General features: G+C 41.3%; 18 protein-coding genes. 13 read left to right on the top strand and 5 right to left on the bottom strand.

The window, feature by feature from the left end; translation table 11 throughout:
- The first annotated feature begins 9 nt into the window (after positions 1-9).
- The 3 genes from SOI76_RS13670 (at position 10) to SOI76_RS13660 (ending at position 4,506) form a co-directional block, all read left to right on the top strand.
- Positions 10-1,476: an aldehyde dehydrogenase gene (locus tag SOI76_RS13670; protein ID WP_104079321.1), complete on the top strand. Its 1,467-nt coding sequence runs from the start codon at positions 10-12 to the stop codon at positions 1,474-1,476.
- 38 nt (positions 1,477-1,514) lie between these two features.
- On the top strand, positions 1,515-3,155 hold the full coding sequence (locus SOI76_RS13665; RefSeq protein WP_068551199.1) for a thiamine pyrophosphate-binding protein: 1,641 nt from the start codon (positions 1,515-1,517) through the stop codon (positions 3,153-3,155).
- 154 nt (positions 3,156-3,309) lie between these two features.
- Positions 3,310-4,506: a hypothetical protein gene (locus tag SOI76_RS13660; RefSeq protein WP_057074089.1), complete on the top strand. Its 1,197-nt coding sequence runs from the start codon at positions 3,310-3,312 to the stop codon at positions 4,504-4,506.
- Between the two features lie 61 nt (positions 4,507-4,567).
- Here SOI76_RS13660 and proP read toward each other — a convergent pair whose 3' ends face one another.
- A complete protein-coding gene (proP, locus tag SOI76_RS13655; RefSeq protein ID WP_104079322.1) occupies positions 4,568-5,866 on the bottom strand; it encodes an MFS transporter in 1,299 nt (432 codons plus the stop codon).
- 234 nt (positions 5,867-6,100) lie between these two features.
- On the opposite strand from proP, the gene def reads away from it, so the two are divergent.
- Together def and glsA are read left to right on the top strand one after the other, a co-directional pair.
- Complete coding sequence (gene def / locus SOI76_RS13650) at positions 6,101-6,583, top strand: peptide deformylase (RefSeq protein WP_104079323.1); 483 nt, start codon at positions 6,101-6,103, stop codon at positions 6,581-6,583.
- 178 nt (positions 6,584-6,761) lie between these two features.
- On the top strand, positions 6,762-8,084 hold the full coding sequence (gene glsA / locus SOI76_RS13645) for a glutaminase (protein ID WP_057074092.1): 1,323 nt from the start codon (positions 6,762-6,764) through the stop codon (positions 8,082-8,084).
- Here the strand turns inward: glsA and SOI76_RS13640 are convergent.
- Positions 8,051-8,839 (bottom strand): AraC family transcriptional regulator, encoded by a 789-nt coding sequence (locus SOI76_RS13640; RefSeq protein WP_057074093.1) that lies wholly within the window; start codon positions 8,837-8,839, stop codon positions 8,051-8,053. The two genes, glsA and SOI76_RS13640, sit on opposite strands and share 34 nt — an antisense overlap.
- A 106-nt stretch (positions 8,840-8,945) precedes the next feature.
- Here SOI76_RS13640 and fsr point away from each other — a divergent pair, with 106 nt between their 5' ends.
- On the top strand, positions 8,946-10,166 hold the full coding sequence (fsr, locus tag SOI76_RS13635; RefSeq protein WP_104079324.1) for an MFS transporter: 1,221 nt from the start codon (positions 8,946-8,948) through the stop codon (positions 10,164-10,166).
- A 67-nt stretch (positions 10,167-10,233) separates the two neighbouring features.
- Here fsr and mro read toward each other — a convergent pair whose 3' ends face one another.
- Positions 10,234-11,379: an aldose epimerase family protein gene (gene mro, locus SOI76_RS13630; RefSeq protein ID WP_104079325.1), complete on the bottom strand. Its 1,146-nt coding sequence runs from the start codon at positions 11,377-11,379 to the stop codon at positions 10,234-10,236.
- 192 nt (positions 11,380-11,571) lie between these two features.
- On the opposite strand from mro, the gene SOI76_RS13625 reads away from it, so the two are divergent.
- The gene (locus SOI76_RS13625; RefSeq protein WP_104079326.1) at positions 11,572-12,018 is read left to right on the top strand and encodes a hypothetical protein; all 447 of its coding nucleotides are present in this window, start codon (positions 11,572-11,574) and stop codon (positions 12,016-12,018) included.
- Between the two features lie 11 nt (positions 12,019-12,029).
- Here the strand turns inward: SOI76_RS13625 and SOI76_RS13620 are convergent, their stop codons facing one another.
- Positions 12,030-12,905 (bottom strand): LysR substrate-binding domain-containing protein, encoded by an 876-nt coding sequence (locus tag SOI76_RS13620; protein WP_104079468.1) that lies wholly within the window; start codon positions 12,903-12,905, stop codon positions 12,030-12,032.
- 184 nt (positions 12,906-13,089) lie between these two features.
- Between SOI76_RS13620 and SOI76_RS13615 the strand changes: the two genes are divergently transcribed.
- The 4 genes from SOI76_RS13615 (at position 13,090) to SOI76_RS13600 (ending at position 17,096) form a co-directional block, all read left to right on the top strand.
- A complete protein-coding gene (locus tag SOI76_RS13615) occupies positions 13,090-13,839 on the top strand; it encodes an SDR family NAD(P)-dependent oxidoreductase (protein ID WP_104079327.1) in 750 nt (249 codons plus the stop codon).
- A 75-nt stretch (positions 13,840-13,914) separates the two neighbouring features.
- Complete coding sequence (gene ttuB / locus SOI76_RS13610; protein WP_205668389.1) at positions 13,915-15,216, top strand: MFS transporter; 1,302 nt, start codon at positions 13,915-13,917, stop codon at positions 15,214-15,216.
- A gap of 19 nt (positions 15,217-15,235) precedes the next feature.
- Positions 15,236-16,081 carry a transketolase gene (locus SOI76_RS13605; RefSeq protein WP_081035343.1) on the top strand — a complete coding sequence of 282 codons (846 nt, stop codon included), beginning with the start codon at positions 15,236-15,238 and terminating at the stop codon, positions 16,079-16,081.
- A gap of 10 nt (positions 16,082-16,091) precedes the next feature.
- A complete protein-coding gene (locus SOI76_RS13600) occupies positions 16,092-17,096 on the top strand; it encodes a transketolase family protein (RefSeq protein WP_104079329.1) in 1,005 nt (334 codons plus the stop codon).
- Between the two features lie 79 nt (positions 17,097-17,175).
- Here the strand turns inward: SOI76_RS13600 and metH are convergent, their stop codons facing one another.
- A complete protein-coding gene (gene metH, locus SOI76_RS13595) occupies positions 17,176-20,862 on the bottom strand; it encodes a methionine synthase (protein ID WP_104079330.1) in 3,687 nt (1,228 codons plus the stop codon).
- Between the two features lie 462 nt (positions 20,863-21,324).
- Here metH and pitA point away from each other — a divergent pair, with 462 nt between their 5' ends.
- Positions 21,325-22,956, top strand: a complete 1,632-nt coding sequence (gene pitA, locus SOI76_RS13590) for an inorganic phosphate transporter (protein ID WP_016141919.1) — start codon at positions 21,325-21,327, stop codon at positions 22,954-22,956.
- Positions 22,957-23,121: 165 nt separating this feature from the next.
- A complete protein-coding gene (gene dsdA, locus SOI76_RS13585) occupies positions 23,122-24,456 on the top strand; it encodes a D-serine ammonia-lyase (protein WP_104079331.1) in 1,335 nt (444 codons plus the stop codon).
- Positions 24,457-24,464 lie beyond the last annotated feature (8 nt).

Raw genomic sequence — 24,464 nt, 5'->3', positions numbered from 1 at the left:
GATTTGATCATGGCAAAGGAAATTTATATTGCAGGTGAATGGCGATTAGGCCGTGGTGCAGTCATTCAAAGCCTGTTTCCGGCAGATCAGTCGGTAAACGCTGAGCTTTCAACGGCAACACTTGAAGATGTAAATGAGGCAATTGAAAAAGCAGATCAGGCTTGGCGTGAACCGAGCTGGAGAAACAGCTTGCCGCATGAGCGCGCACGTATTCTCTATAAAGTTGCAGACATTATTGAAGCGCGTGTAGACGAATTAGCGAAACTACAAACCCGCGATAATGGGAAGCCTTTAACCGAAACTCGTGGTTTAGTGATGAGCGCTGCCGCGACTGCACGTTATGTTGCAGCAGCATGTGAAACGCTAAATGATGAGCTCACCACTCAACGTGCTCCAGACTTTATGACCATGAGTGTGCATGAACCTGTAGGCATTGTGGCAGCCATTACCCCTTGGAACTCTCCAATTGCGAGTGAGGTTCAAAAGCTTGCTCCAGCTTTGGCAGCAGGAAATGCCGTAGTGTTAAAACCAGCAGAAGCAACTTCACTCATTGCTTTAGAGCTTGCCAAAATTTTTGAAGAGGCTGGTTTACCAAAAGGCTTACTTAGTGTGTTAGTGGGGCGTGGTTCTATCATTGGTGACGCAATTGCTCAGCACCCATTGGTTCGTAAAATTTCTTTTACAGGTGGAACAACCACGGGTCGTCATTTAGCACATATTGCCGCTGACAAACTGATTACCACTTCACTTGAGTTAGGTGGTAAATCACCAACCATCGTTTTGCCAGATGCAGATGTCGAACTGGCTGCCAAAGGTGTCGCGTACGGTATTTTTAGCTCGGCAGGCCAAGCGTGTATCGCAGGTTCTCGCTTGTTTATTCATAGCAGTCTTTACGATCAGTTTTTAACGCGTTTGGTTGAAATTACCAAAGGCTTACGTGTGGGCCATCCAGAACAGGCTGGTGTGCATTTAGGACCACTGGTCAATGACAAACATTTGCAGTCCGTTGACCGCTATGTACAGCTTGCCAAAAGTGAAGGTGGTCAGGTTCTGATTGGTGGTGAGGCACTTACGACTGGTGACTATGCCAAAGGAAGCTATTACTTACCGACCATTATCACGGGCTTAAATAACAGTGCTAAAACTTGTCAGGAAGAAATTTTTGGCCCTGTTTTAGTCGTTATGAAATATGACAACGAGCAAGATTTAATTGCCCAAGCCAATGATAGTTGTTTTGGCCTTGCCGCAGGCATCTGGACTGAAAGCTATCGCAAAGCTTGGCGTATTGCACGTGCATTAGAAGTGGGAACGGTATGGATTAATACCTACAAAAAATTCTCGATTAGTGCGCCGTTTGGTGGCTTTAAAGACAGTGGGATTGGACGCGAAAAAGGCCGTTTGGGCATTTTATCGTACATGCAACAAAAGAGTATTTATATGGGGCTGAATGAACAGCCTAACCCTTGGTGCGATTAATAAATTCAAGGACTGAAAACAAATTTTGAGGAACAGACATGACTGAACGTGTAAATGTAGGCGAAGCAATCGCAAGAGTTTTAGAAGCGCACCAAGTTGATAGTATTTATGGTGTTATTTCCATCCACAATTTACCTATTGCCGATGCGGTAGGGCGCCGTGAAAAAATGCGCTTTGTTGCAGCACGTGGTGAAGCTGGCGCAGTCACCATGGCAGATGCACACTCACGCTTTAAAGGTCTAGGTGTAGCGTTGACCAGTACAGGTGCTGGGGCAGGTAATGCAGTAGGTTCACTCATTGAAGCAATGAATGCGGGTAGCCCTGTATTGCATTTAACGGGTCAAGTTGAGCGTGAGTATCTCGACCGTGATGCGAGTTTCATTCATGAAACCAAAGACCAACTTACATTCTTGCGTGCATCAAGCAAAGCGGCGTTCCGTATTACCAGTCCAGACAATGCTGTTGGTGTAATACGTGAAGCCATCCGTGTAGCAACCACAGTTCCAATGGGACCAGTTAGTGTTGAGTTACCAATTGATGTACAAGCAGCAGAAATTGATTTGCCACTTAACTTAGGGCCAGTGAAAGCACTTGAGTTGCCACAGGCAGAGCAAGCTGAAATTGATCTTCTTGTAAGCGAAATCAAAAAAGCAAAACGCCCGATTTTCTGGATTGGTGGTGGAACTTTAAATAGCGTTGCTGAAGTGAAAGCAATTGCAGATTTAGGTATTCCGGTTGTTTCATCGACTCATGCTCGTGGGGTGTTGGCAGATGACCATCCACGTAGCTTAGGTGCTTTCCATAACTCGGCAGGTGTTGAGCAGTTATTAAAAGATGCCGACCTGATGGTGGTAGTGGGTTCTCGTTTACGTAGTAATGAAACCAAAACTTATTCGGTTGAATTTCCTGAAAACATTATTCAGGTAGATGCAAACCCAGTGGCTCAGCAACGTAATTACAAAATTCGCAACTTCATTTGTGGCGATGCCAAAGATGTCTTAACACGTGTGTTAGAGCAACTTCAAGGGACTTCAAAAATCGATGCCGATTACGATGCTGCTGTAGTGGCTGCTAAACAGGCTGCAATTGATGCACTTCGTAAACAAATCGATCAGTACGCTTTAATTTGTGATCACTTACGTGCAGCTTTACCTCAAGACGGCATTTTTGTACGTGACATCACTATGTCGGGTAGTACATGGGGTAGTCGTTTATTCCCGGTACAAGCGCCAAACCAAAACATCCACTCACTTGCGGGTGCAATTGGTTTAGGCCTTGCAACAGCAATTGGTGCTTCGGTTGCTAACCCTGACAAAAAAGTGATTGGTCTAGTCGGCGATGGCGGCTTAATGCTTGGTATTGGTGAGATTGCAACTATGGTGCAAGAAAACACTAATATGGTCTTAATGATTATGAATGATGGTGGTTATGGTGTAATGCGTGGCATTCAAAATAACTACTTCGGTGGTCGTCAGTATTTCAATGAATTGCATACACCAGACTACAAACTCCTTGGCGAATCAATGGGTGTGAAAAGCTGGAAAGTCGGTAGTGCAGATGAGTTTAAAACGGTTATTCAAGAGGCTGTCGCTTTTGAAGGACCAACTGTAATCGAGCTCGATATGAACTCGATTGGACCATTAAACTTCGCGGGTCCACCGCAAAAGAAACTGTATTAACCAGTTTGGATGGTTTAGTACATATGCGATGGGAGCTGCTAAGCCATCCTTTTTTAGATAAATTTTTTTGTCTAAAAAACAATAAAAACTAAGTTTTACAGGTAAAACAAATAAAGTTCCAGCAGGACGCTGGAACTCAATCAAGGATGTAGAGATGAAAAAGACTTCATTGATCATGGCATTCATTGCACCGCTTACGCTGGGGGTAAGCGTCAATGCATTTGCAAAAGACTCATTGCTTGAATGGAAAAGTGATGATGGCACGGATTCATTAAAGTTAGGTGGGGTGGTTCGGTTAAATCAACGTTATGAAGATTGGGAAGGGCCAAACCGTGGTTTTGGTAAGCTACATTTTGATATTTTCAGGGTAGATCTCAAAGGTAAATTTGATGATGCCTATATCAATGCCAGTTATATGGTTCAAGACCAACAGAAAACGTCCATTGAAAAAGCATATGTCGGCTATAACTTAGATGCCAATAACAGCATTGAAGCAGGTTTAGTTTATAAGCCTTTTACGATTTATCCTTATCCGCAAAATGGCTGGACCTATCACATCCCATTCTTTTTAGGTTATGGCAACAATATTGCGCCGGGGATTAACTGGAATTATCACAACAAAGATTGGGATGTAAAACTCGGTTATTACCCGCAAATGTTAGAGACTAACTTGCGTTATTCCCCTGAGAGTGCAACTTATGATGACTTAGCAGGAAATGCATTTCCATCTCAAAAAGCCTATCAAAATGAAAAGCGCAATCAGGTGAATACCCGCATTGTTCGTAAGTTAGAAACTGATTTCGGTAAACAAGAGTTTGGTGTATCGGGTGCAATTGCCCAGCTACATAATGATATTACCGATAAAGACGGCAAATATTATGCAGTTGGTTTGCATACCGAAAACAACTATAAGCGCTTTAACTTACAAAGTTCGGTCATTCATTATCAGTACGATGCTAAAAATCCGGATGGCGTAAATAGTGATATGACTTTAATGGGGGCGAATGGTCTTACGCCAGCTTATTTCATTGCTTCAGAAGGGACGATTGCCAGTTTAAACCTTGCCTATACGTTGCCTGTGACCAATATGGGCAAGCTAAAAGCCATTAAGTTTTATAATGACTATAGTTATCTCGATAAAAAACGTGATGATTGGTCAGATTCGCAAATGAACACCACAGGGATGATGTTTATTGCTTCACCATTTATGGTTTGGGCGGATTATACGTGGGGTAAAAACTCCAACATTATTGGTGGCTCGACTAACTCAACGGGTTATACCTCTGCAACCTCGCCAAACAGTGATAAATGGCTATACCGTATTAACTTTAATATTGGCTTTACTTTCTAAAGTAAGCAGCAATAAAAAACCACGCGATCGGCGTGGTTTTTTATTTAATAAGTGAAAATTTTTAATACCTGTTTTTTTCAAACTTATTCCAAAATACAAAGGCAGTCACAAAGGCTAAAATGGTTAGCGCGAAAATATAATACATCGCACCAATATCACTATATTGACTGAGCCAATGCACTAAAGGCAGAGTCATACCGCCAACAATCGCATAAGACAAATTATAAGAAAATGAAATACCCGAGAAACGCACAGGCGCGGGGAACATTTTGACCATACTGCTCGACACCATGCCGACAGTACCAGAGCATAGACCCAACAACATATATAAACCAAAAATAGTTGAATGTGCGGCATGACCCAAACTGTTGTAAAAAACTGCTGCTGTAAGTGCCACAGCAAGCGCACCGACCATCATGACTTTGCCACAGCCAAAACGGTCAGCAAAATAGCCTGCCAAAATACAGCCGACCATTTGCATGATAATAGCTGCACTTTGCATTTCAAAAGTCTGTGCGCGCTCAAAGCCAAACGTACCAGTTAATAAATTTGGCATGGCTAAAATCACCACCACCACACAGCCTGTTAAAAACCATGTAAATAACATGCCAATCGCAACGGCTGTTTTATGCGTTTTTAACACTTGCTTTACAGGCATTTCTTTTGAAATTTCTTTACGGGCCTGCATGGCTTTAAAGACAGGGGTTTCCTTTAAATAAGTCCGTAAATAAAGTGCAACCAGACCAAAAATACCACCTGCAATGAAAGGAATACGCCATGCCCAGTCATGGATTTGCCCTTCACTAAAATTCAGCGAAATCCATAAAGACATGAGCGCGCCTAGTAAAATTCCTAAAGACAGACCAGCGGTGAGTAAACCATTTGCCAGTCCAATTTTTCTTTCAGGTACATGTTCAGACACAAATGTCCACGCGGCTGGAATTTCCCCCCCGATTGCAATCCCTTGCACCACACGCATAAGCAATAAAAGTAGTGGTGCCAAATATCCGATATTTTCAAAGGTAGGCAAAATCCCGATAAACAGGGTAGGCAGTGCCATCAGTAAAATAGAAAGTGAAAATAACTTTTTGCGCCCGACCAAGTCACCAAAATGGGCCATGACGACCCCGCCTAAGGGCCTAAAAAAATAACCTGCCGCAAAAATACCGTAAGTATTAAGCATGGCCCAAAACGGACTAAGTGTGCTGGGGAAAAAGAGGTCGGAAATGATTTTGGCGTAAAACACATAAATCACAAAATCATAAAACTCTAAAGCTCCACCCAATGAAGAAAGGGCGAGGGTTCGTTTATCTTCTTTATTAAGATAGTTCGCATCCTGCAAAGTTAATTCCTGATCCATTTTTTACTTAATTTTTGTAATTGAAGTTTGGATATTAATGGAAAAGTGAAGTAAAAGTAAATGGAGGAAATTTGTTCTATAGGGCAACGCCGATTGGACTTACTCAGATCAAAAAGCTTTCAAACAAAAAACGCTTTAGATAAAACAAAAACAGATGTAGGAATGACTTTTCTTTTGGCTTGTTCAGCGACACAATAAAACTTGTCATAGCCAGTTTAATGAGAGAGTCAAAGTATGAGTGTAGTTTTACCTGTCGCGAAGCGTGGTGAAGATATTTTGAAACTGACTGCGGCCCCTGTTTCGGTAAATGAGTTAAACAGTAATTGGCTTTATCAGCTTGCTGACGCTATGCATGCAACAATGCTTGAGCGTAATGGAGTAGGGATTGCTGCACCGCAAGTTTATATCTCTAAACGCGTCATTATTGTGGCGTCTCGACCAAATCCACGCTATCCGGATGCACCTGAAATGGAAGCGGTGGTCATGGTGAATCCTGAAATTTTAGAGTTCTCAAACGAAGTGTGTTTAGGTGAAGAAGGCTGTTTAAGTGTGCCGGATGAGCGTGGACAAGTTGAACGTGCAGAAATGGTGAAGGTTAAATATTTAACACTACAGGGTGAAATGGTTGAGACAGTTTTTCATGGTTTTCCTGCTCGTATTGTTCAACATGAAGTCGATCATTTAAATGGGATCTTGTTTGTAGAAAGAATAAGCTAATCTTCAGTTTAAAGTTTTGAAAAACCTATAATGAGCTTGAAATAAATAAGACAACGGAATTACAATATTTATAGCGTGATATTTAAATCATTACAAAAGATATAATTTTAATATTATCAGCAGGTTGTGCTGAAATTTTGCGCGATGTTGTAAATCTCCTCATTTAAGGTTCCTAACCATGAAAACCCCTCTCCCAGAATATTTGGCAAATGTTATTGAAGCCTGTGACATCGATAACAGCGGTCATCTCGCCGATTATATTCCTGAGTTGGCAAATGCAAACCCAGATCGATTAGCTTTAGCAATGTCTACAGTAGATGGTGAAATTTATTCGGTTGGCGATGATGATGTTGAATTCACCATACAATCGATTTCTAAACCATTCGTATATGCTTATGTTTTACAACAGCTTGGTATTGATGCAGTACTTGCGAAAGTAGGAGTGGAGCCTTCAGGGGAAGCCTTCAATGAAATTTCACTGGGTAAAGATGGTCGTCCAAAAAACCCGATGATCAACTCTGGCGCAATTACGACACATTCATTAATTCAGGTCAAACATGGTTTACATAGCGCAGAAATTCTACGCCGCTTTATGAGCGAGCTTGCGGGTCGCGAATTAAGTTTTGATGAGTCTGTCTATGATTCGGAAGTCAAAACTGCTTACCGTAATCTTTCGATCGGTTATATGTTACGGACTGTCGGAATTTTAGAAACCGATCCAGTCGATATTGTGAATGGGTACATTCGTCAATGTGCGATTTTGGTTACGGTTAAAGATCTGGTACGTATGGGCAGTGTACTTGCCAATGGTGGGGTTGACCCTAAAACTGGAAAACGCCTATTGAACCGATCTGTAGTTAGACAAGTCCTCAGTGTCATGATGAGCTGTGGTATGTATGATGCAGCAGGTGACTGGCTTTCAACAGTAGGCATTCCTGCTAAAAGTGGAGTAGCAGGTGGTATTTTGGGGGTGCTACCGGGACAGGTCAGTATTGCTGCTTTTTCGCCTCGATTAGATGAGCATGGTCACAGTGTTCGAGGTATCGATATTTTAGAGCGATTATCTCGTGACATGGGGCTACATCTCATGGAAGGTACGCCTTCTGCACAAACGATTGTACAAAGTCATTACCGTACTGGGAAAGACGCATCATTGAGTGTGTATGTGCTTCGAGGTGTATTGAAATTTACCGAAGCTGAAATGTTGTTGCGTATTTTGCAAGACGAGACAACTGACCAAAGCACAATCGTGATTGATTTAACCCAGATTTCACTTATCCACGATGTGGGTAAACGTATGTTTTTAGAAGGGGTAGATCGTCTCATTGATGATGGTCATACCCTTGTTTTGGTTGATCCTGAACAGCGCCTAGATCATGCGAGAACCGCTAAAGATCGAGAACTTCATGTTTATCATGATTTCGATGATTTATTAGAAAAGCATGAGATCCGCTCTAAAAAAAAGACTTATAGCGACATCGCGGCACTTCTAAATTGTTGAGGTGTTTTTCCTAGATGTCGCTTAAACATTGCACTGAACGCGCTGGGGTTTGTATATCCCAGTGACTCTGAAATTTGGGCAATAGATTCGCCATTCGCGATTTTACTCAAGGCAAGTGCAATATGCATTTGCTGTACCCATGCCCGATAAGACAGCCCCGTTTCTTTTTGGAACATGCGCATTAAAGTTCTAGAACTCGCACCAATATCATCAGCCCAATCTGTTAAATCTTTTGAACTGTCAGGCGTATGTAATAACTCTTGGCAAATTTTTAATAATCGTTTGTCTTTCGGCCACGGTATCTGAATAGGCAACAAATTGGCCCGATGTATTTCTTCAAAGATCAAAATTTGTAAAGAACGGGAAAGCTCTTGGGACGTTGCCGTATTTGGAGTGTCTTCTCGTTCAATTTCATTTAAACGAATTAAAAGTTCATGTAACAGGTTACTAACTCGAATAATAAAGCAATGTTGTCCCATTAGAGCGGCTGCATTTACTTCAACTAACGCTGTATTTAACTTAACGTGACTCAGTGAAATCACACTGTGTTCAACATGAGCAGGAATCCATAACGCGCACATGGGCGGTACAATCCACACATGATTAGGTGTAAAAACTTGAATGTTTCCGGTAGATGCATATAAAAACTGTGCACGTGTATGTGTGTGGGTAGGCGTAATTTCTCGGTAAGAATGTTCAGAAGAGAGTCCAATCACAAGTTCAGACAAATCAGACTGAATAAGAGAATCGGACATAAAATATCCTAAAAATTGTCACTTATACGATGATTATTGGAAGATAACTTTATAAGCGACAACTTACAATAAGCATCTCATTTAAAAATATTGGAGTTTTTCAGGTATGACGTCTTCAATACAATTGAAAGATGGTATTGCCAATACCGTTGCAAATGATCAGCCGCAGGGAATGATTATTAAAATTGTAGGCGCCGTGGCGGTTGCACATTTACTGAACGATTTAATTCAGGCAGTGCTACCAGCCATCTATCCAATGCTAAAAGCAAACTTTTCGCTGAGTTTTGCGGAGGTTGGCCTGATTTCGTTTGTATATCAAATTACAGGTTCGCTGCTACAACCTTGGATTGGACTTTATACCGATAAACATCCAAAACCATATCTTCTTCCACTTGGAATGGTTGTCACATTCTGCGGCATTATCTTGTTAGCATTTTCACCAAGTTTTGCTGTGTTGTTATGTGCATCTGCGCTTATTGGGGTGGGGTCTGCAACATTTCATCCAGAAGCTTCACGTGTGGCACGAATGGCATCGGGCGGGCGCTTCGGTACAGCTCAGTCGACTTTCCAAGTGGGCGGAAATACAGGTACTGCCATTGGTCCATTATTAGCAGCGTTACTGATTGTTCCATTTGGGCAGCATGCAGTTGCGTGCTTGGTGATATTTGCACTTTTAGCGATTTGGGTTTTATTTGGTGTAAGTCGTTGGACTGTGAGTCATGCAAAAAGTCAGGTGGTTGCACGTGCTACCCAAGCACATACTAAATTGCATGGTCGTAAGCTCATTATTGCTTTGAGCACAATTAGTGTATTGATGTTTGCCAAATTTACCTACATTGCCAGCATTAGTAACTACTTTACTTTTTACTTAATTCAAAAGTTCCATATCAGTATTCAAACAGCTCAATTGCATTTGTTTGCCTTTTTGGCAGCCGTTGCTTTAGGTACATTTGCAGGTGGCCCAATTGGTGACAAAATTGGCCGTAAAGCGGTTATCTGGGTTTCATTTGTTGGTATGGCGCCGTTTGCATTAATGATGCCGTTTGCAAACCTATTTTGGACAACGGTTTTCTCAATTATTGCAGGTTTAGTGTTGTCATCGGCTTTTGCAGCAATGGTGGTTTACGCACAAGAAGCTGTTCCGGGCCGTGTAGGCATGATTGCAGGTTTAATGTTCGGTCTGATGTTCGGGGTAAGCGGTATTGCCGCAGCTGGCTTAGGGCATTTAGCGGATATTAACGGCATTGAATGGGTATTTGGTTTATGTTCATTGTTGCCATTACTTGGTTTTGCAACCGCATTTTTACCCAACACAAAGGTAAAATAAATGAAAAGACTCTCAGCCATACTTAGCTGAGAGTCTTTTTAATATGAACATAGCCTCATTGAAAAGACTATTTTTGAACACCAAACTTAAATACGGTAACACTGTTATAAGTTTGATTCGGGTTTAAACGTGTAGAAGGGAAGGATGGTTGATTAGGGCTGTCTGGAAAATGCTGTGTTTCTAATGCTAGCGCGTCTGCTTGTCGATAGAGCACACCATTTGCGCCAACAATATTTCCTAATAAATGATTGGCTGTATACATTTGAACGCTTGGTTCAGTAGTTAAAACCTGCATGGTCCGTTTAGATTTTGGATCAACCACACTAGCTGCAAGATTGAGTTTCCCTTGAGACTTTTGATTAATTACCCAAGTTTGGTCATAGCCATATCCATAGGCCAATTGCTGATTATTCGCTCGAATATCTTTCACAATTGCTTTAGGTGTCCGAAAATCAAAAGGTGTACCTGCAACCGAAGCTATTTCACCTGTGGGTAAAGAGTTTTGATCGGTTATCAATATACGGTCTGCATTGAGTTGTACCACATGATCTAGTACGCCATAAGGATTATTGCCAGCGCCTGATAAGTTGAAATAACTGTGGTTGGTAAGGTTGACGACTGTCGGTTGATCAGTTTTGGCTTTATATTCAATCTGGAATTCATTTTGATCTGAAAGACTGTAGATCACTTCTACATCTAATTTTCCGGGAAATCCTTGATCACCATTTGGACTGGTTAACTTCAGAGACGCTTTAACGGTTTCACCTTTAGAAACCAGAGGCTTAACTTGCCATACACGTTTATCAAAACCAGGATTGCCGCTATGTAATGAGTTCGGGCCATTATTTTTTTCGAGGTTATACGTTTTTCCATCTAAGCTAAATTTAGCATTGCCAATACGGTTCGCATAACGACCAATTAATCCGCCAAAATGAATGCCTTCCTTGGTATCAGTAACTTCATAGCCTTTTAGATCATCGAAGCCCAAAACAATATTATTTTGTTTACCTTGGGCATCGGGAGTCAAGATTTGTGTAATTACACCACCGAAACTAATAAAAGATACGGAGACACCATTATTGTTGCTCATGGTGTATAGATCAACTTTTTGACCATTTTGAGTTGTGCCATAGGGTTTTACATTTAACGTTGCTGCATTTGCAAGTTGTGCAAAGCTATAAATCGTGACACCTAAAATTACTAATTTTTTCATGCTTATACTCTATATTGTAATAGTTGGACTGGATGAATATAAGATTGATTTTTCATCTTTTTAAAGAGGTTTTTATTATATGTAGTGTTAATAATAATGGAGTAGTTAATATTAAATATTGGAAAAACTGGTTCAATTTACGCTTATAAAGAAATTAATCTTATTAGCAAAATTCGACGATAGGCTATTTTTATGAATCATCCCGACTCGGTTTTAAAATTTTCACTTGGTCTAAATAGTCTCTCGTTTGATGTAGACAGCCAACACATTCACTTTGAGCAAGGCTTAGGTTTAATTAATTCAAAAAGTATCAGCAATGGTGTTATTGATGAGCTTGCGGTTGAAAAGATGATTTATTTCATTGAAGAAATCATCGAGTCACAACCCCTCAGAAATCTAAATATAAGTAGTGTAGCTGTTACATCTGATGCAGCCATGACACAGCTCAGTGAGTTATTTTTTAATGCTAAAAAGTACATCAGCCGTACTGAGTTTGAGCATGGTTTTAATGATTTTATTGAGCGTTTAAGCTACTACACAAACCAAGTGGCTCCAGATGAGCTTTATATTTTTACCTACTTTGTATTTATTCGAGAGATGATGCATCACTTAAGAATTGAGCAAATTCAAATCATTTAACAATTACTTTATCAATCCGCCAACTCATCATAAATCCAGTTTAAAAACAGTTCAATTTTAGGAATAAATTGGTGGGTTCTTGGATACACCAAATGATGAGCCGAGATAGGAATCGATAGTTCATCTGCAAAAACTCTCACTAATTTTCCAGATTCTAAGTAATTTTGAGTGAGTAAATTACTTTCCAAAACAAAACCTAGCCCGTGTGTGGCCGCCTCAAGTGACATATAAGAGCGGTCAAAACTCAAAGTGTAAGGAAACTCAGGAATACTTAAACCCTGATGGGCAAACCATTGGGGCCATGTCACTAAGGTTGAACGCGATAAAATCAGATCCTTCTTTAATAAATCTTGAGGTTTATAAACCGGACTACGTTCCAGCAGCTTAGGGGACGCAAGCACTTCAAGCTTTTCATTACGAATCGTTCTGATTTCTACCCCTGTCCAGTTGGGCAAACCATGACGAATATCAATGTCGATCTTGTCGCGAGTAAAGTGCAAATTTTCATAGGAACATGACAAGTTAACCTGAATCATTGGGAACTTTTCTTTAAATGACTCGAGGCGAGGGAGCAACCAAAGCAAACCAAAACTTGGGGATGAATGAATATATAAACTGTCTTTAGGGCTTTTATCGGCAGCTTTTTCCGTGGCTAACATTAGGTTATGCAAAATGGTGGTGACATCTTGAAAATAGCGTTCACCAGAAGGGGTCAGTGTCACACCACGGGCACCACGAATAAATAAACTCTGCCCAATCATTTCTTCAAGCTTAGCAATTTGATGACTCACTGCTGAAGGCGTGAGATTCAAATGCTCGGCTGCCTTGGCAACATTGCCGAAACGGGCGGTTTGTTCAAAAGCTTGTAATGTTTTAATTGAGGGCATTTGGTTGAAATTGTTTTCACTGCTATCCATGAAATGATCCGTTTTTATCCCTAAAACTTATTTGAAAATAGCATAGGCATGAATTTTTTTCATGTCTTGTTGAATTTGAGCTGATTGCTGGGCTTTGTGAAAAAAGAGATTCTAAGTCAGAACTCAGGAAATAAAGCATAAAAGAGGATTCAACATGTTACTAAAAGGAAAAGTGGCATTAATTACCGGTGCAGCATCAGAACGTGGAATTGGGCGAGCAACCGCAGAAATCTTTGCACAACAGGGTGCCAAAGTCATTATTGTTGATTTAGATATTGCTCAAAGCCAAAACGCTGCAAAGGCGCTTGGTGAAGGACATTTAGGCCTTGCTGCAAACGTTGCAAATGAAGAACAGGTCAAAGCAGCTGTTGAACAAGCACTACAGCACTATGGCAAGATTGATATTTTAATTAACAATGCGGGCATTACTCAGCCAGTTAAAACCCTCGATATTCAACGCAGTGACTATGACCGTATTTTAGATGTCAGCCTGCGCGGAACACTGATTATGTCGCAAGCGGTTATTCCATCTATGAAAGCAAACGGTGGTGGAAGTATTGTCTGTCTATCTTCAGTTTCAGCACAACGTGGTGGCGGTATCTTTGGCGGACCGCATTATAGCGCTGCAAAGGCAGGCGTGTTAGGCCTGGCAAAAGCGATGGCTCGTGAGTTTGGTGGTGACCAGATTCGTGTAAATTCTCTTACTCCAGGTCTAATCCAGACTGATATTACTGGCGGTTTAATGAATGATGACCGTCGTCACGACATTCTGGCTGGTATTCCGCTTGGCCGTTTAGGTAAAGCACAAGATGTTGCAAATGCAGCACTATTTTTGGCAAGTGACCTGTCAGCTTATTTGACTGGTGTCACACTCGATGTAAATGGTGGCATGCTGATTCATTAATCGCTCACCATTTAAATAAAAATAGAATGATGGTCACAAGAGGATACTGTGGCCAAATGTAAAGGGATTCGCATGATGGATACAGTATTTTCATCTGAAGTAGATACGGCGGTTCGTAAATCGGCCTATCGAAAAATTGCATTTCGGCTCATGCCATTTTTGATGCTTTGTTATTTTTGTGCCTATTTAGATCGAGTAAATGTGGGTTTTGCCAAACTCCAAATGATGAGCGATTTACAGTTTAGTGAAGCTGTATATGGGCTAGGCGCAGGGATTTTCTTTATTGGTTATTTTCTTTGTGAAGTACCAAGTAACATTGTACTTCACAAGGTAGGCGCAAGACGTTGGATTGCCCGAATCATGATTACATGGGGCATTTTGTCAGGCTGTTTTGCTTTTGTTCAAACCGAATGGCAATTTTACACCTTACGTTTTTTATTGGGTGTCGCCGAAGCTGGACTAGCTCCAGGTTTGTTGCTCTATCTCACTTATTGGTTTCCATCTTACCGCCGTGCACGCATGACCGTACTTTGGTTTATCGCGATTCCAATTTCGGGAATGATTGGTGGACCACTTTCAGGCTTAATCATGGACCGAATGAGCGGCGTACATGGCTGGTTTGGATGGCAGTGGATGTTTGTAATTGAAGCCATTCCTACTGTACTTGTTGGCCTGCTTGTACTTGCTGTTTTAAAAGATTCAGTTCAAGACGCCAACTGGTTATCCCAAGACGAAAAGAACTTGGTGAAGCAAGAACTTGCTCAGGATAACCAGCACAAAGAAGGTCATGCTAGTGTTAAAGAGTTCATCGCAGATAAGCGCTTATGGCTATTGGCAGGTATCTATTTTTGTGTAGTGATGGGCCAATACGCCATTACCTTTTGGTTGCCAACTCTTATTCGCAACTCAGGCATTAGTGATAACTGGCATATTGGGCTACTTACGAGTCTTCCTTATATGTGCGCTATTGTGGTTATGCTTTTGGCAGGGCGTAGTGGTGACCATTTCCAAGAACGCCGTTGGCACTTAATTATCCCGATGTGTGCAGGCGCTATAGCACTCACACTTGCGACTTTATTCGCTTCAAATCTAACGCTCTCTTTAATTTGCCTTTGCATCGCAGCCTCAGGTGTGCTGACGGCATCCTCTTTATTCTGGATGTTACCAACCAACTTTTTGGGTGGTGTTTCCGCAGCGGCAGGTATTGCCGCAGTGAATAGCTTCGCCAATCTTGCAGGATTTTGCTCACCTTATTTAATCGGTTGGGTCACCACCAACACAGGTTCAAATGCAATCGGCATGTTCTTAATCACAGCAGTATTAATTTTCGGTGCCAGTCTGGTTCTGCGTGTTCCGGCAAAACTGGTCAATCGTTAATAAGGAATAGTAAATGACAATGTTAAATGTTGATAAAGCAGACCAAATTGCCGAGTTGCAACAACGTGCCTACCACATTCGCCAACATGCTTTACGTATGGGACAAGTACAAGGCCAAGGCTATGTTGGACAAGCCTTAGGTGCAGCAGATTTGCTCGCTGTATCTTATTTCCATGCCATGAAATATCAGCCAGAAAACCCTGAGTGGGAAGGTCGTGACCGTTTTTATCTCTCTATTGGGCACTATGCAATTGCACTTTATGCGGCCTTAATTGAAGCAAAAATTATCCCACTTGAAGAACTTGAAACTTACGGTGCAGATGATAGTCGTCTACCGATGTCGGGTATGGCTTCATATACACCGGGCATGGAAATTACAGGTGGCTCATTGGGTCATGGTCTTGGAATTGCAGTCGGCGCATGTTTAGGACTAAAACAGAAAAAGTCGGATGCTTTTGTTTATAACTTACTGTCCGATGGAGAGCTAAATGAAGGCTCAACATGGGAAGCCGTGATGTCTGCTTCGCATTGGAAACTAGATAACTTGATTGCCATTATTGATGTGAATAATCAGCAGGCAGATGGGCACTCCAGCGAAATTTTAGCATTTGAGCCAATTGTTGATCGTTGGCAGTCATTTGGTTGGTACACCCAACGCGTAGATGGCAATAACATGGAAGCTCTGCTTGAGGCATTCGATCAGGCACGAAACCATGAGGGAGCATGCCCAAGAGTCATTATTTGTGACACCAAAATGGGTAAAGGTGTGTCGTTCTTGGAAAGCCGTGAAAAAACACATTTCATTCGTGTTGATGAACATGAATGGGACGATGCTTTAAATATTTTGACCCACTACGGACAGTAAGGAATACACCATGAGCCAGTTAGCCAATCCCCCTAAGAAAAAACTAACCACTTCGGCAATGATTGCTTCTATTGCTGCGGAGGGCCAACCGACCAAACCAGCACCATTTGGACATGCACTCAATGCCTTAGCAAAAGAGCGTGACGATATTGTGGGGTTATCAGCAGATTTATCTAAATACACTGATTTACATATTTTCGCTAAAGAAAACCCAGACAAGTTTTTCCAAATGGGCATGGCAGAACAACTTTTGATGAGTGCAGCAGCAGGACTTGCTCGTGAAGGATTTGTTCCTTTTGCAACAACTTATGCTGTGTTTGCATCACGCCGTGCCTATGACTTTATTTGTATGGCAATTGCGGAAGATAACCTCAATGTCAAAATTGTAGCAGCTCTTCCAGGATTAACCACGGGCTACGGCCCAAGTCATCAGGCAACGGATGATATTGCAATTTTTCGCGCTATGCCGAACTTGATGGTTATCGATCCATGTGATGCCTTGGAAATAGAACAGGCGATTCCTCAGATTGCCGCGCATAATGGTCCGGTATATATGCGTTTATTGCGTGGTCAGGTTCCATTAGTGCTCGATAAATACAACTATCAGTTTAAATTGGGTAAGGCACAGATGATTAAACCGGGTAAAGATTTACTCATTATTTCCACTGGTTTATTGACCATGCGTGCGCTTGAGGCAGCCGAAGAGCTTGAAAAAGAGGGCATTGAGGTTTCAGTGCTACATGTACCGACCATTAAGCCTCTAGATGAACAAACTATTTTGGATGAAGTCGCAAAAGGTGGCCGTCCTGTTTTAACTGCCGAAAATCATTCGGTCATTGGTGGGTTAGGGGAAGCAGTTGGTTCATTACTTCTAAGAAATGGTCAACATCCTCGTTTTGACATGATTGGTTTGCCAGATGCATTTTTAGATGCAGGGGCATTACCCACTTTGCATGATCGATATGGTATTTCAACTGAAGCAGTTAAAGAGAAGATTAAATCACATTTGAAGTAAAAAGATTAAACTTTCAAATTGAAAAGGGCGTGATGGAATTTCCTTCACGCCCTATTTTTAAGCAAGATGATTTAAAAACTTAAGCAATCGAATCATCTAAATTTGGTGCTAACCAACGCTTCGCTTCATCCAGTGTCCAACCTTTACGTTTTGCGTAATCTTCAAGTTGGTCTTGAGAGATTTTACCTACGTTAAAGTATTCACTCTGAGGATGAGAATAATAGAAACCACTCACCGAAGATGGTGGCATCATGGCAAAGTGTTCAGTCAGTTTAGTACCGATTTTGTCGGTAGAACCTAACCAGTCGAACAACACCGCTTTTTCAGAGTGCTCTGGGCAAGCAGGGTAGCCCGGTGCAGGGCGAATACCGACATATTTCTCTTTAATCAGTTCTTCATTGCTGAGCTGTTCATCTGCTTTATAACCCCAGAACTCTTTACGAATGCGTTCATGTAAGTGTTCTGCAAAGGCTTCAGCAAAACGGTCTGCCAATGACTGAACTAAGATTGCAGAGTAGTCATCACCTTTGGCTTTGTACTCATTGGCCAGTTCTTCTGCACCAAAAATAGATACAGTGAATCCGCCTAAGTAGTCTTGTTGCTCACGATCCTTACGAATGTAATCTGCTAAAGACAAGTTTGGTTTACCTGTTACTTTGTCAGATTGCTGACGTAAGTGTTCAAAAGTATGCGTAACATTTTTACCCGCTTCATCAAATACGCTCACTGTGTCAGCGTTAGTGCGTTGAGCAGGGAACATACCAAATACAGCACGGGCATCAAAACGGTTGTTGTCGATAATATCTTTCAACATTGCTTGTGCTTGGTTGTACAAGTCAGTTGCCGCTTCACCCACCACTTCATCTTCTAAAATTTTCGGGAATTTACCTGCCAAGCTCCAAGAAATGAAGAATGGTGTCCAGTCAAAATACTCGACGAGTGTAGCAAGCGGGTAGTTCGTTAAAACTTGTGTTCCCAAAAGGTTTGGTTTTGGTGGTACATAACTTTCGTCAATTTTAAAACCGTTTTCAACTGACTCAGCATAGGTCAATTTTGCAGCTTTTGGCTGTTTATTGGCTAAGCGCTCACGGATCTTGGCATATTCAGCACGGTGCTCTGCAATAAAGTTCCCACGCATTTCTTTCGAAAGTAATGTTGTTGCGACACCCACAGCACGTGAAGCATCTGCAACATAAATCACCGCATCGTTTTGGTACTGAGGGTCAATTTTTACTGCTGTATGTGCTTTGGAAGTTGTTGCACCACCAATCAATAAAGGAATGTTAAAACCTTTACGTTGCATTTCTTTCGCAACGAATACCATCTCATCTAAAGACGGTGTGATCAGACCTGACAAGCCGATGATGTCACATTTTTCATCAATTGCAGTTTGCAGGATTTTCTCGCAAGGTACCATTACGCCAAGGTCAACAATGTCATAACCATTACAGCCGAGTACTACGCCTACGATATTTTTACCAATATCGTGTACGTCGCCTTTAACAGTTGCCATCAGGACTTTACCTTTAGATTGGCTACCTGTTTTTTCAGCTTCAATGTATGGATTGAGCCAAGCCACAGCTTGCTTCATAACACGTGCAGATTTTACAACTTGTGGCAAGAACATTTTGCCTGACCCGAACAAGTCACCAACTACGTTCATACCGTCCATCAAAGCGCCTTCAATCACATCTAAAGGACGTTTGGCTTTGAGGCGAGCTTCTTCGGTATCTTCATCAATATAAGTGGTAATACCTTTAACTAAAGCGTATTCAAGACGTTTTTCGACTGACTCATTACGCCATTCTAGGTTCTCGGCTTCTTTGGTAGCACCACCTTGTCCGCGGTATTTTTCCGCCACTTCAAGTAGTTTCTCGGTTGCAGCCTGACCAGACTCACCTTGGTTTTGGTTTAAGATGACATCTTCAACTGCTTCTTTTAGCTCGGCTGGAATATCATCATAAATTGCCATTTGGCCAGCATTCACAATACCCATGGTCATGCCTTGCTTGATGGCATGGTACAAGAACACAGAGTGAATGGCTTCACGAACAGGCTCGTTACCACGGAACGAGAACGAAACGTTCGATACACCACCAGAAATCATGGCGTGAGGTAAGTTCTGTTTAATCCAACCTGTGGCCTCAATAAAGTCGACGCCATAGTTATTGTGTTCTTCAATCCCTGTTGCAACTGCAAACACGTTCGGGTCAAAAATAATATCTTCAGCAGGGAAGCCAACATCATTAACCAAAATGTCATATGAGCGTTTACAGATTTCACGCTTACGTGCAGCAGTGTCGGCCTGACCTGTTTCGTCAAATGCCATAACAATAATTGCAGCACCATATTGACGGCACAGGCGAGCTTTTTCTACAAACTCGTCATAACCTTCTTTTAAAGAAATCGAGTTAACAACGGGTTTACCTTGTACGCATTTTAAGCCAGCTTCAATGATTTCCCATTTTGATGAGTCGATCATGATTGGTACACGAGAGATATCTGGTTCAGAAGCCACAAGGTTTAAGAAATGCACCATCGCATTTTGCGAATCGAGCATCCCTTCATCCATGTTAATGTCGATAATCTGAGCGCCAGCTTCAACTTGCTGCTGTGCCACTTCTAAAGCTTCGGCAAAGTTTTCTTCACGAATTAAGCGTAAGAATTTTTTCGAACCTGTAACGTTAGTACGTTCACCCACGTTCACAAAAAGTGAGTCATCATAAATATTAAATGGTTCTAAACCACTCAAACGGCATGCAGGTACAGTTTCAGGAACTTGACGAGGCACAATATCTTTTACCGCATTGGCAATCGCACGGATATGGTCAGGTGTTGTACCACAGCAACCACCAGTAATATTGATTAAGCCGCTTTCTGCAAATTCTTTTAATAATGCTGCCGTTTGTTCTGGCGTTTCGTCATATTCACCAAATGCGTTTGGTAAGCCTGCATTTGGGTGCGCTGAAACAAACGTATCTGCTACATCGGAAATGGTTTTTACGTGAGGACGCATTGCATCTGCACCAAGCGCACAGTTAAAGCCAATCGATAGCAAGTCGCCATGACGTACAGAGTTCCAGAAAGCTTCGGCAGTTTGACCTGTTAAGGTACGACCCGATGCATCGGTAATGGTCCCTGAAATCATGATTGGTAATTCGCGACCAATTTGTTTAAAGACTTCTTTAACCGCAAAAATCGCTGCTTTACAGTTTAATGTGTCAAATACGGTTTCAATCAGAATGATATCTGCGCCGCCTTCAATGAGCGCATGCGTCGCTTCAATATAGTTTTCTTTTAACTCATCAAAAGTAATGTTACGAAAGGCAGGGTCATTTACATTCGGTGAAATTGAACAAGTACGTGATGTTGGCCCAAGGACACCTGCGACAAAACGCGGTTTATCTGGAGTTGAGTACTTTTCACAAGCTGCTTTGGCTAAACGTGCTGCTTCTCGGTTAATCTCTGGAACAAGATCTTCCATATGATAGTCAGACATTGAAACACGCGTGCCGTTAAAGCTATTGGTTTCAATAATGTCTGCACCTGCATCAAGATAAGCTTCATGAATACCTTGAATAATTTGAGGCTGTGTCAGAACCAAAAGGTCATTGTTACCTTTTAAGTCATGTGCCCAATCGGCAAAACGCTCACCACGGTAGTCGGCTTCTTCCAATTTATGGCGCTGAATCATCGTGCCCATTGCACCATCAATAATCAAAATACGTTTGGCAAGAAGCGCTTTTAGGGTGGCAAGCGTGGACATATAAAACCCCGATATTGTACAAATTTAAAAATGCGGCGCTATTGTAACAGAATAGTTGCGCAATAGATGACCTATAACGACCCATCATTTACTCTAACTTATTCACCAAACAAGCGCTTTATGACAAAGTAGAGTCTGATTTTTCATCAAATATTCATAAAATGATCATGATATTGAAATATTTCATCTCCAATATTCGGTTTTATGACAATTGTGTTGTTTAAAAAGTGGCCGTTTAGGTAATTTTTTAGATATTTTTGCTTTAAAAATAGTCATAAATTTGATGGATATGGAGTTGTATAAATTATTGTATTTTAATAAAAAAATAAAATAGATAGGGGAAAGGTGCATCAAATGAGGTCAAAATATGAAAAATTGACTTCATCAGGCGCCGCTTTGTCATATAATTGTCATAATTTAATTTAAGAATACAGAGGATTTTCTTATCCTCTTACCGTCTGCATGAATTCTAATCTACCCCCTGTTTCGGATTCAAAACTTGCGGCAAACCTGCAAGTCAAATCGACGAATGTACATGTCCCGACACCTAAGTTTTTTATGCCGGTGTTTCTGACGATTATTGTTGCAACACTTATTTATATCGGATTTCAGGTGAGTGCTGATTTAGCACATGTACCACCTTTAAGCCTTTATTCAGTTATTCTTTTATCTACTGCACTCTTGATTGCTTTAGGCTTTGAGTTTGTAAATGGCTTCCACGATACTGCAAATGCAGTGGCAACAGTAATTTACACCAATGCTTTACCGGCACCGGTTGCAGTCATGTGGGCTGGTTTTTGTAATTTTCTTGGGGTAATGGTTGCAAGCGGCGCAGTCGCTTACGGCATTATTGCATTGTTGCCTGTTGAACTGATTATGAATATGGGCAGTGGTGCGGGTTTCGCAATGGTTTTTGCGCTTCTTATTGCTGCGATTCTATGGAACTTAGGTACATGGTTCTTGGGTATTCCTGCTTCTAGCTCTCATACCTTGATTGGTTCAATCTTGGGTGTGGGCATTATGAACCATCTATTGAGTGCATCGACTGGCGTAACGACCAGTGGTGTTGATATGGATCAGGTGATTAAAGTTGGTAAGGCATTATTATTTTCACCTTTAATTGGTTTCGCTTTTGCAGCGATTGTATTCTTGTTGGTTAAAACTATTTTTAAACGCCAATTAGAATTATTCCAGCCACCTGAAGGTAATAAACCACCACCAGCAATTATTCGTGCAATTTTGATCTTTACCTGTACAGGTGTAAGTTTTGCACATGGTTCTAATGACGGTCAAAAGGGTATGGGACTCATCATGCTGATTTTGGTTGGACTAGTGCCGTTGGCTTATTCATTAAATAAAAACCTCGATACACAACAAGTTCAATCTTTCCATCAGCTGTCTTCTCAAACTGCCGTATTTTTGAATCAAAATCAGCCTGAATTAACCGATGAAAAAGCACGTGTTATTCTGACTAAGTATATTCAAACCAAACAGCAAACTCCTGAAGTTGTGCCTGCATTGGCAAGTATGACTGACCACTTGGGTGAGCGAGTTTCTAGCTATAACAACTTAAAAGATATTCCTGAAGCTGCTATTAGCGAAATTCGTAATGACATGTATTTGAGTACAACCACGTTTAAGCGTTTGGATAAAGCAGATGCTTTACCAAAAATGGATCAATCACAGCAAAAACTCGTGAAAGAATACCGTAGTAGCTTAGATTCATTCTTACAATACATCCCGACTTGGGTAAAAGTGGCGGTAGCTTTAGCACTTGGCCTTGGCACAATGGTGGGTTGGAAACGTATTGTTGTGACTGTGGGTGAGCGTATTGGTAAGCATCACATGACTTATGGTCAAGGGATGTCTGCTGAGCTTGTCGCGATGAGTACAATTGCAGCTGCCGATGGTTTAGGTATGCCAGTTTCAACAACACACGTTTTAAACAGTGCTGTTGCGGGTACGATGGTCGCGAATAAATCAGGCTTAAACTTTAATACCGTGAAGACAATTCTCTCTGCATGGGTATTTACTCTTCCTGCAACAATCTGCTTGTCAGGTGGTTTGTACTGGTTATTCTTACAGTTTGTATAAAAGCATTTAAAAAATTAAAGCCACTGTTCACAGTGGCTTTTTTATTTGTTTTGTTTTTAAAGTCGAGACTATTTTTCATGTACATTCATCTATAAATTAATAAGTTGTTATAGGTCATCAAACAGCTTTATAGGTTGGGCTTAAAATTTTATATCAGGATATATTATGAATGCGGTTCAAATACATCAGCTAAAACAACAATTTCCACTTATTGAAACACTTCAAGCCTATCAAGAAACATTTTGGTTTACACCTCATCGCTATCCTTTAAAAGAAGCTTTAGAAAAAGTTGGACTAACTGCTGAGGACGTAAGTGAAGCAGAAGCAAGACTAGCGCGTTTCGCACCTTATTTGGCAAAAGTATTTCCTGAAACTCAAACACAACAGGGAAAAATTGAATCAGATATCGTCGAAATTGCTCATATGCAACAAGCACTTTCTTCAGCGAAACAATTACAACTTAATGGAAAATTCTGGCTGAAAAAAGATAGTCATCTACCAATTTCAGGCTCCATCAAAGCACGTGGTGGCATTTATGAAGTACTTACACATGCTGAAAAACTTGCCACGCAGGCAGGATTACTCAAACCAGAAGATGATTATAGTAAATTAGATCAAGATTCATTTAGGGCATTCTTTTCTAAGTATCAAATTGCAGTAGGTTCTACAGGCAACCTTGGGCTTTCTATTGGCATTATGAGCGCCAAACTCGGCTTTAGAGTCACTGTTCACATGTCGGCTGATGCTAGACAATGGAAAAAAGACAAACTACGTTCACTGGGTGTGAATGTTGTGGAATATGCCAGTGATTACGGAGTAGCTGTTGAAGAGGGACGTAAAGCCGCAGAGCAAGATCCCCATTGTTTTTTCATTGATGATGAAAACTCAACAACATTATTTTTAGGTTATGCAGTTGCAGGAATACGCTTAAAACAGCAATTTGAGCAAAAACAGATTAAAGTCGATGCTGAACACCCATTATTTGTTTATTTACCGTGTGGCGTCGGTGGTGGGCCTGGTGGGGTGAGTTTTGGTCTAAAACTGGCTTTTGGTGAGCATGTACACTGTATTTTTGCAGAACCAACACATTCGCCATGTATGTTACTTGGTGTCCACACAGGTTTGCATGATCAGATTTCAGTCAATGATATTGGTATTGATAACGTTACTGCGGCAGACGGGCTTGCGGTAGGACGTGCTTCAGGTTTTGTCGGGCGTGCTATGCAACAATTAATCGATGGCTACTACACCATTCACGATGAACGTTTATATGAGCTTATTGCGCTTTTAAATCAAACTGAGAATATTCAGCTTGAGCCTTCTGCGGTAGCAGGCATGATGGGGCCATATTATGTTCAGACGAGTCCTGATTACTTGGCTTTGCATCAATTGTCAGCTGAGCAGTTGCAGCAGGCAAATCATGTAATATGGGCTACCGGGGGGGGTATGGTACCACCTGATGAAATGCAAAAATATCTATCACACTTTCAAGGTAAATAAAGACGCAT

Source organism: Acinetobacter pittii, from assembly GCF_034064985.1.
Lineage (GTDB): Bacteria > Pseudomonadota > Gammaproteobacteria > Pseudomonadales > Moraxellaceae > Acinetobacter > Acinetobacter pittii_H.
The sequence above is the reverse complement of the archived record's forward strand: the minus strand, read 5'-3'. Positions and strand labels throughout refer to the sequence as shown.